7 protein-coding genes are annotated in these 9,046 nt (G+C 71.4%); 4 read left to right on the top strand and 3 right to left on the bottom strand.

All coding sequences use genetic code 11. From position 1 onward, the window contains the following. The 3 genes from ACWC5O_RS20890 to ptsP form a co-directional block, all read left to right on the top strand. A partial coding sequence (locus ACWC5O_RS20890) for a hypothetical protein (RefSeq protein WP_450781036.1) occupies nt 1-193 on the top strand: 193 nt, incomplete at its 5' end. A gap of 212 nt (nt 194-405) precedes the next feature. Next, the gene (locus tag ACWC5O_RS20885; RefSeq protein WP_450588846.1) at nt 406-855 is read left to right on the top strand and encodes a PTS sugar transporter subunit IIA; all 450 of its coding nucleotides are present in this window, start codon (nt 406-408) and stop codon (nt 853-855) included. A gap of 78 nt (nt 856-933) precedes the next feature. Further along, nucleotides 934-2,604 (top strand): phosphoenolpyruvate--protein phosphotransferase, encoded by a 1,671-nt coding sequence (ptsP, locus tag ACWC5O_RS20880; protein WP_450588845.1) that lies wholly within the window; start codon nt 934-936, stop codon nt 2,602-2,604. Nucleotides 2,605-2,674: 70 nt separating this feature from the next. On the opposite strand, the gene ACWC5O_RS20875 is transcribed toward ptsP, so the two are convergent. Both ACWC5O_RS20875 and ACWC5O_RS20870 read right to left on the bottom strand, forming a co-directional pair. After that, on the bottom strand, nt 2,675-3,568 hold the full coding sequence (locus ACWC5O_RS20875) for a hypothetical protein (protein ID WP_450588843.1): 894 nt from the start codon (nt 3,566-3,568) through the stop codon (nt 2,675-2,677). A 196-nt stretch (nt 3,569-3,764) separates the two neighbouring features. After that, on the bottom strand, nt 3,765-5,732 hold the full coding sequence (locus ACWC5O_RS20870) for an acetoacetate--CoA ligase (protein ID WP_450588842.1): 1,968 nt from the start codon (nt 5,730-5,732) through the stop codon (nt 3,765-3,767). 214 nt (nt 5,733-5,946) lie between these two features. Here ACWC5O_RS20870 and ACWC5O_RS20865 point away from each other — a divergent pair, with 214 nt between their 5' ends. Continuing rightward, nucleotides 5,947-8,307 carry a glycoside hydrolase family 31 protein gene (locus ACWC5O_RS20865; protein WP_450588841.1) on the top strand — a complete coding sequence of 787 codons (2,361 nt, stop codon included), beginning with the start codon at nt 5,947-5,949 and terminating at the stop codon, nt 8,305-8,307. Nucleotides 8,308-8,316: 9 nt separating this feature from the next. Here the strand turns inward: ACWC5O_RS20865 and ACWC5O_RS20860 are convergent, their stop codons facing one another. Beyond that, nucleotides 8,317-8,853 carry an NUDIX domain-containing protein gene (locus ACWC5O_RS20860; RefSeq protein WP_450588839.1) on the bottom strand — a complete coding sequence of 179 codons (537 nt, stop codon included), beginning with the start codon at nt 8,851-8,853 and terminating at the stop codon, nt 8,317-8,319. Nucleotides 8,854-9,046: the final 193 nt, after the last annotated feature.

The following is a 9,046-nucleotide window of genomic DNA, read 5'->3' as shown; positions in this document are numbered from 1 at the left end:
GTTGATTTTTGGCACGCTGTTGAGTTCTCAAGGAACGGTCGCTTCCTTTGTACTCACCCTCTCGGGCTTTCCTCCGGGCTTCCCTTCGGTGTTTCAAACTCTATCAGGGTTTTTCCGTCTCTCTGACCACTCTCCTGCAGGCATGCAGAAGGTGACCCCGAGATGGGATCCGACGAGTTTGGGTGCTACTTAACGGAGGCGCTTTCGCGTCGCTCTCCCTCAAGCAGGAGTACGACTGTACACGGGCCGTGGAAGCGCATGCAAATCGACTGGGCTGGTGGTCTAGACCACTACCTGATAGCTTCCATACGGAACGGCCACTTCATATGACATACGCTGCTGCTCAGTGCCGTCCGGGACAGGCAGTGACGGCCCGTACGCAGCTCCACTCCTGGGAGGCTTCCCATGACCACCGTGACGTCCCCTCTTGTTGGACGTGCCATCGGACTGGCCGCCGTGCCGGATCCGGTCTTCTCCGGGGCCATGGTCGGCCCGGGCACCGCGATCGACCCCGTGCGTGAGCCCTCCGAGGCCGTGGCGCCCGTGGACGGCGTCATCGTCTCCCTGCACCCGCACGCCTTCGTGGTGGTCGACGAGAGCGGGCACGGCGTGCTCACCCACCTCGGTATCGACACTGTCCAGCTCAACGGCGAGGGTTTCGAGCTGCTCGTCAACAAGGGCGACACCGTGACGCGTGGTCAGGGCATCGTGCGCTGGAACCCGGCCGCGGTCGAGGCCGCCGGCAAGTCGCCGGTGTGCCCTGTCGTGGCGCTCGAGGCCACCGCCGAGTCCCTCACCGACCTGCGTGACGGCGGCGACGTGAAGGCCGGCGACAGCCTCTTCTCCTGGAACTGACGACAGTGCCGTCGCAGGACGGCGTACCGGACAACCACCGCGGCGGCGGGACCCGCCGCACTATCGGAGACGGGTGAGATGGAGACAACGCTGCGAGGCGTCGGCGTGAGCCACGGTGTGGCGATCGGCGAGGTTCGGCACATGGGAACGGCGGTGCTCGAGCCGCCGGCCAAGCAGATCCCGGCGGAGGAGGCGGAGCGCGAACAGGGGCGGGCGCGCCAGGCCGTGGACGCTGTGGCGGCGGACCTGATGGCGCGCGGCAATCTGGCGGGGGGCGAAGCCCAGGCCGTGCTCGAGGCGCAGGCCATGATGGCGCAGGACCCCGAGCTGATGGCGGACGTGGACCGGCGGATTGCCGTCGGCAGCACGGCGGAGCGTGCGGTGTACGACGCCTTCGCCGCGTACCGCGAGCTGCTCGCCGGTGCCGGCGAGTACCTCGCCGGGCGCGTGGCCGACCTCGACGACGTGCGGAATCGTATCGTCGCCCGGCTGCTGGGCGTTCCCATGCCGGGTGTCCCGGACAGTGACGAGCCCTATGTGCTCGTGGCGCGCGATCTGGCTCCCGCCGACACCGCGCTGCTGGACCCGACGCTCGTGCTCGGTTTCGTGACCGAGGAGGGCGGGCCGACCAGTCACAGCGCGATCCTGGCGCGGGCGCTGGGGGTTCCGGCCGTCGTGGCGCTGCCGGGTGCCGGTGAGCTGGCCGAGGGCACGGTGATCGCGGTCGACGGCAGCACCGGCGACATCTTCGTGAACCCGAGCGAGGAGAAGAAGGCACAGCTGGAGGCCGCGGCTGCGGAGCGCAAGGCCGCGCTGGCCGCTTCGACCGGCCCGGGTGCCACGGCCGACGGGCACAAGATGCCGCTGCTGGCCAACGTCGGCGGACCGGCGGACGTGCCGGCGGCCGTGGAGGCCGGGGCCGAGGGTGTCGGTCTGTTCCGTACCGAGTTCCTGTTCCTGGACGACAGCAAGAACGCGCCGTCCGAGCAGAAGCAGGTCGAGGCCTACCGGCAGGTGCTGGAGGCGTTCCCCGAGGGTCGTGTCGTCGTGCGCGTGCTGGACGCGGGCGCCGACAAGCCCCTGGACTTCCTGACGCCCGCGGACGAGCCGAACCCGGCCCTGGGCGTGCGGGGTCTGCGGACGCTGCTGGACCACCCCGAGATCCTGCGTACGCAGCTGACCGCGCTGGCGGAGGCGGCGGAGGGGCTTCCCGTCTACCTTGAGGTCATGGCTCCCATGGTGGCGGACCGAGCGGACGCCAAGGCGTTCGCGGACGCCTGCCGGGAGGCGGGGCTGCGGGCCAAGTTCGGCGCGATGGTGGAGATCCCGTCGGCCGCGCTGCGGGCGCGTTCGATCCTGCAGGAGGTCGAGTTCCTGTCGCTGGGGACCAACGACCTCGCGCAGTACACGTTCGCGGCGGACCGGCAGGTGGGTGCGGTGTCCCGGCTCCAGGACCCGTGGCAGCCCGCGCTGCTCGACCTGGTCGCGCTGTCCGCCGAGGCGGCCAAGGCCGAGGGCAAGAGCTGCGGTGTGTGCGGGGAGGCCGCGTCCGACCCGCTGCTTGCCTGTGTGCTGACGGGGCTGGGTGTCACCTCACTGTCCATGGGTGCGGCGTCGATTCCTTATGTCCGGGCGACGCTGGCGAAGTACACGCTGGCCCAGTGCGAGCGGGCCGCCGCGGCCGCGCGTGCGGCGGACAGTGCCGACGAGGCGCGCAGTGCGGCTCAGGCGGTGCTGTCCGGCGAGTAGTCCGGCCGGCCGCTCGGTGTGTGTCGGGTTCAGGGGCGTCCCGCCTTCGGGTGGGGCGCCCCTGGCCCGTTCAGTGGCGGTGTCCCTGTGCCGTGCTCTCTCCTCCGAGGTGGGGTGGTGTGCAGTAGTCGACGCCTGGCTCGGGGGAGATGAGGTCGCCGGATTCGACGTCGGTGCAGTAGGCGTCGAAGACCTCGGACGCGGTGAGTGGTTCGAGTCCGCCGCCGCGCAGCCGCCAGCCATAGACGCGGTCGGCCGTGTCGGCGGTGGTGATACGCATGACGAGTCCGCCGGGGCTGTCGGTGGCGAGGCCCAGGGCGAGGACGCTGGTGAATTCGAGGGCTTCGGCCTCGTCGAGTTCGGTGGTGCCGTCGGTGTTCTCGTCGGCGTGGAGGACGGAGACGAGTGTTTCCGGTGCTCCAAAGACGCTGCAGACGAGGTGCCGGTCGCCGGGCCGGGCGGTGTCGAGGATGCGGGCGAGGAGGTCGGAGGCGCGGGTGAAGGCGGCGCGGCCGATGTCCTCGCCGCAGGTGCGGCAGGGGCCGAGGCGGGTCAGGAGGGTGGTGGCGTACTCCCAGGTGGCCTGTCGTACGGCTTCGTCGACGAGGGCGGGCACGAGGGTGGCGAGGGGGCTGCCGTCGTAGGGGATGGTGGGGCCGGTGGCCGCGAGTTCGGCGGTGAAGCGGGTGCGGCTGGCCGGGGCTTCCGGGTCGAGGCCCATGCCGGCGCAGAATTCGGCGTACTCCTCGGGGTCGAAGAGGGCCAGTGTGGTGTGGCTGCCCTGTGCCGCGCGGCTTTTCAGGAGGGCTTCCACCTGCTGGAGGTAGGTGGTGTGGTCGTCGAAGGCGAAGCTGCGGTAGCGCCGCATGGCGTGGAAGTCGTGGTCGTCGGTGAGCAGGCCGATGGTGCCGGCGATTTCGCGGCGCAGGACGCGTCGCATGGTCTGGTGGTCGGTGTGCGCCATGTTTCCCCCAATGCGCAGTCGATCAATGCTCACTCACAGTAACCGGCGGCACTGACAACGGTCCTGCTGGAGGCGGTCGCGGACCAGGCGGCACTGGATTTGCGCAGGTCAGGGTGAGGGGGCGCAGCTGGCCTGGGACTTTGTCGCCGTTTTCGGCGAATCCGAGGCCAGCCGTGGAGGGTGAGGCGCCGGCGGGTCAGGCGCGCTTGCGGGCCAGTTCCTCGTAGAAGCCCAGCAGGGCGAGGTTGTCGATGGACCCGGGGTTGACGGCCTTTTCCAGGGGCGTGCCCTGGAGAAGGCGCTTGACCGGGACCTCGATGCGCTTCCCGGTGAGGGTGTGCGGAACGCCCGGGACCTCGATGATCTCGTCGGGCACGTGGCGTGGCGAGAGCTGTTCGCGGATGGCCTGCTTGATGCGGTTCAGAAGTGCCTCGTCCAGGACGGCGCCGGGCACCAGGTGCACGAAGAGGGGCATCCAGTAGCCCCCGTCGGGCTGTTCGATCCCGATGACGAGGGACTCCTTGATCTCGGGCAGGCGTTCGACCACCTCGTAGATGTCGGCCGAGCCCATGCGCACGCCCTGCCGGTTGAGGGTGGAGTCGGAGCGGCCGTGGATGATCACGGAGCCGCGCGAGGTCACGGTGATCCAGTCGCCGTGGCGCCAGACGCCCGGGTAGGTGTCGAAGTAGCTGTCGTGGTAGCGGCTGCCGTCGGGGTCGTTCCAGAAGTGGATCGGCATCGAGGGCATGGGGTTGGTGACGACCAGCTCGCCCACCTCGTCGACGAGGGGCTTGCCGCTCGGGTCCCAGGACTGCAGGTCGGTGCCGAGGCCGGGCGCCTGGAGTTCGCCGATGTACACCGGCAGGGTCGGTACGGCTCCGGCGAAGCAGGAGCAGACGTCCGTGCCGCCACTGACGGAGGCGATCCACAGGTCCTCGCGGACCTCGTCGTGCAGCCAGCGGAATCCGTCGGGCGGCAGGGGGGAGCCGGTGGTGGCGACGCACTGTACCCGGGAGAGGTCGAAGTCGCGCGAGGGGTGCACGTCCGCCTTGCGGCATGCCATGACGTAGGCGGCCGAGGTGCCGTAGAGGGTGGCTCCGGTGCGTTCGGCGACGCGCCACTGGGCTCCGGTGTCCGGGTAGCCGGGGCTGCCGTCGTACAGGACGATCGTCGTGCCCGTGAGCAGGCCGGAGACGAGGAAGTTCCACATCATCCAGCCGGTCGAGGTGTACCAGAAGAAACGGTCCTCGGGGCCGAGGTCGCAGTGCAGGCCGAGCTGCTTGAGGTGCTCGACGAGGATGCCGCCCTGGGACTGGACGATGGCCTTGGGCAGGCCGGTCGTGCCGGAGGAGTACAGCACCCACAGGGGGTGGTCGAAGGGGACCTGTTCGAAGTCGGGTTCGGTGTCGGCGGCCGTCAGCGCCGACCACTCCAGGGCGCCCTCGGGTGCCTCGGTGCCGAGGAGCGGGATGTGGACGACGGCGCGCAGCGTGGGCAGCTCGCGGCGCAGCTCGGCGACGATCTCACGGCGGTCGTGTTCCTTGCCGCCGTAGCGGTACCCGTCGACGGTGAACAGTACGACCGGTTCGACCTGCTGGAAGCGGTCGAGGACGCTGCGGGCGCCGAAGTCGGGGGCGCAGGAGGTCCAAACGCCGCCCACGGCGGCCGTGGCGAGGAGCGCGACGACGGCCTGGGGGATGTTCGGGAGGTAGCCGCTGACGCGGTCGCCGGGGCGGACGCCGAGGGCGCGGAGTTCGGCGGCGAGTGAGCCCACCTGGCGGCGCAGCTCGGACCAGGTCACCGGGCTCGGTTCGTGGGTCTCGTCGACGTACAGGAGGGCGGGCTCGTCGGCTCGGTCGGCGGCCGCGCGCAGGGCGTGCTCGGCGTAGTTGAGAGTGGCTCCGGGGAACCACTGGGCGCCCGGCATCGAGCGGTCGCCCAGGACGCGCGCGTAGGGGGTCGAGAAGCGGACGTCGAACCACTCCGTCACGGCTTTCCAGAAGGTGTCCAGTTGTTCGACGGACCACCGGTGCAGTGCCGGGTAGCCTCCCTCGGCCGGGGCACCGTGGTGCTCGGCGGCCCATGCCTGGAACTTGGTGATGCGCGCCTGGGCGATCCGCTCGGGATCGGGCTGCCAGAGCGGCTGGAGGTTCGCTGTCGACATGGGGCGGCTCCCGGGCTGTGCGCGTCGTGTGCGTCGGTCCGCGCACGGGCTGGGGTGTGCGCGTGACACGGCTGACAGGGACGATGCCATGTGATCGACTTCTGCACCAGGGTGCGCCCCACATAGTCCGTGTCGTGAAGATGTGGTCCCGGCACGGGTGAACGGCAGTTGAACGACACGCGCGCGTGGGGCGGTCAGTGGCAGGGTGAGCAGCATGGACGGTCGTGACCTGGTGCGTTCGGTGAGTGTGGTCGGTTCGGGGAGGGCGGCACAGGGATTGCGTACCGTGCGGGCCGCATGGCGCAGGAGGCGTATCGATGCCGCAGGGCTGCCGCCGCGCGGTGCCGAGCGCGCGCGGGTGCCGGGGCAGGTACAGGATGTGGAGCCGGGGCCCGGGGGCGGTCTGATCCGGTTCAGCCGGTCCGAGCTGCGGATCACCGTCGCGGTCAACGGGGCCGTCTTCTGGGGCTGGGACGGGGCGGGTCCGGAGCCGTCGTACGCGCTCGCCGGGAGTTGTCCCGAGCCGGATCCGCGGGTGGTGCTGGAACCGGACAAGGACGGCGGCTGGCGGGTGGTGGCCGAGCGGGTGACGGTCGTCGTCTCCCGCCACGGCGCGCTGGAGGTGTGCACGCCCGGCGGTGTGGTGCTGCGGCGGGACATACCGCCGCGCTGGTGGGAGCCGGTCGACGGGGGCACGGCGCGGTGGATGCAGCGGTCCGAGGTGGCCGCGGACGCCCGCTTCTTCGGCCTGGGCGGGCGCGCTGCGGGTCCGCGGCTGCGGGACGGCACGTACCAGCTGTGGAACACCGACCCGGGCCGGGCGTTCGGCCCCGGGGACGATCCGCTCTACCTGACCATGCCGGTGCAGCTCGTGGTGGCCGACGCAGCTGCCCATCTGGTGTTCCACGACACCTCCTGGGACGGCACGGTGACCTTGCGGGAGGGCGAGGAGGGCGCGGGGTCCGGGCACGACCGCGTGGGGCGCTGTGAGCTGCGGATGGACGGCGGTCCGCTGCGCGGCTGGGTGATGGTGGGGACCCCCGCGCGCGTGCTGCACACCTGGGCCTCGCTGACCGGGGCGCCGGCGCTGCCGCCCGCGTGGGCGCTCGGCCATCATCACGCGCGCTGGGGCTTCGGCAGCGAGCAGGAGGTGCGCCGGATCGTCGCGGGCTACCAGGAGCGCGGTCTGCCGCTGGACGCCGTCCACCTGGACATCGACCACTACGCGGACCACCAGGTGTTCACCGTCGACCAGGAGCGCTTCCCGAAGCTTCCGGGGCTCGCGGAGGAGCTGCGCCGGGAAGGGATCCGGCTGGTGTCGATCGTCGACCCGGCGGTGAAGGCCGCGCCGGGCAACGCCGTCTACGACAGTGGGACGGCGATGGACGCGTTCGTGCGGGACGCCTCGGGGCGGACGGTACGGGGTGAGGTGTGGGCCGGCGAGTCGGTCTTCCCGGACTTCACGCACGAGCGCGTGCGCAAGTGGTGGGGCGGGCTGTACGAGGAGCGGCTGGGACAGGGCTTCGCGGGGTTCTGGCACGACATGAACGAGCCGACGTCGTTCAACGCCTTCGGTGAGTCGACACTGCCGCGTTCGGCCCGCCACGCCCTGGAGGGCCGCGGCGGCGACCACCGGGAGGCCCACAACGTGTACGCGCTGTGCATGGCCAGAGCGGGCTACGAGGCGCTGCGCGAACTGTCGCCCCAGGAGCGGCCGTTCCTGTTCTCGCGGTCCGGCTGGGCGGGCATGCACCGCTACGGGGGCACCTGGTCCGGAGACGTGGCGACGGGCTGGCCGGGGCTGCGGGCCTCTCTGTCGCTGGTGCTGGGGCTCGGCCTGTGCGGGGTGCCGTACTCGGGGCCGGACGTCGGCGGCTTCGACGGGTCTCCGTCGCCGGAGCTGTATCTGCGGTGGTTCCAGCTCGGCGCGTACCTGCCGTTGTTCCGTACGCACGCGAGTCTGCAGGCGGGGCGCAGGGAGCCCTGGGAGTTCGGCCCCGAGGTGCTGGAGCACGCGCGCGTGGCGCTGCTCGAACGCCGGCGCCTGCTGCCGTACTTCATGACGCTGGCCCACCTGGCCCGGCGCACCGGCGCGCCCTATGTGCGGCCGCTGTGGTGGGGGGCGCCGGAGGACCGCGCGCTGCGCGACTGCGAGGACGCGTTCCTGCTGGGCGACGGCCTCCTGGTGGCGCCCGTGCTGGACCCGGGGGCTGACCGGCGTGCGGTGCAGCTGCCGCGGGGCCGCTGGTACGACACGGTGACGGAGGAGGCGTACGAGGGTCCGGCGCAGATTCTGGTCGACGCGCCGCTGTCGCGGATTCCGGTGCTCGCGCGCGCGGGTGCGGTTCTTCCCGTGCGCGGCGAGGACGGCGGGCTCGAGCTGGAGGTCTGGGCGCCCGCCCGGGGACGGACCGGGGGCGGACTGGTCGTGCCGGACGCGGGCGACGGGTGGGACGAGCCGGAGCCGGAGCGCTACGCCGCCCGCTGGCAGGGCCGGCGGGTGGTCGTCACCCGGGAGCGGGAGGACGGCGCCGGTGAGCCGTCCCACCCGGTGCGTGTTCGGGGCCTCGGCTGAGCGGTCCGCTCAGATGTAGCGGCCCTCGAACCACGCCCGCACGGCCACCGTGTGCAGCGGGAAGGCGAGTTCCTCGGGCCTGCGCAGCAGGTGCCAGCCCTCGGTCTCGTCCGTGGCGTCGGAGGGCGGCAGCCCTTCGGCCGGGCGTTCCGGGAGAAGTCCGAACAGCAGCAGATGCCCGTCGGGTGAGCTCATGGCGTCCACGAGGCGCACGTCGCGGACGGCCGCGTCGATGCCCGTCTCCTCCTTGAGCTCGCGGACGACGGCGTGCCTCCAGTCCTCCCGGTCGTCGATGTAGCCGCCGGGCAGCGCCGTGCCTCCGCGCGCGGGGGCGATGGTGCGGGTGACGACGACCAGGGCGGTGCCCTTGGTGTCGTACACGGGCTGGAGCGCGATCGCGACCGGCAGGGGATTGCGATAGGCGACGGTCCCGCAGGACGGGCAGGTGCGCGGCCAACCGGAGACGCCCTCTCCATAGGGCGCTCCGCAGCTCGAACAGTGGGAGTCCGGCGCGGAGTTGGCAGTTGCGTGCTGAATTTCGGACACGCGCGGACTGTATCCGATCAGAGGAAGGACGTGTTCCGCCAGCGGCGAGCAGGGTGGCGGCTGGATCAGGAGGGGCGGCCGGGACCACCCCCGTCGGCCCCGGCCGCACCTCCTGATACCACGACGCCGGAAGGGGCCGTCCGGTTCGCCGGGACGCCTGCCCATTTCCTGATACCCGTGGCAGACTCCTGAC

The sequence above is a fragment of the Streptomyces sp. NPDC001450 genome (genome assembly GCF_053597295.1).
The sequence above is the reverse complement of the archived record's forward strand: the minus strand, read 5'-3'. Positions and strand labels throughout refer to the sequence as shown.

Bases quoted from the DNA above. Each gene is read 5' to 3' on its own strand.
- ptsP (WP_450588845.1), top strand. From the start codon at position 934: ATGGAGACAACGCTGCGAGGCGTCGGCGTGAGCCACGGTGTGGCGATC.
- ACWC5O_RS20875 (WP_450588843.1), bottom strand. From the start codon at position 3,568: ATGGCGCACACCGACCACCAGACCATGCGACGCGTCCTGCGCCGCGAA.
- ACWC5O_RS20870 (WP_450588842.1), bottom strand. From the start codon at position 5,732: ATGTCGACAGCGAACCTCCAGCCGCTCTGGCAGCCCGATCCCGAGCGG.
- ACWC5O_RS20865 (WP_450588841.1), top strand. From the start codon at position 5,947: ATGGACGGTCGTGACCTGGTGCGTTCGGTGAGTGTGGTCGGTTCGGGG.
- ACWC5O_RS20885 (WP_450588846.1), top strand. From the start codon at position 406: ATGACCACCGTGACGTCCCCTCTTGTTGGACGTGCCATCGGACTGGCC.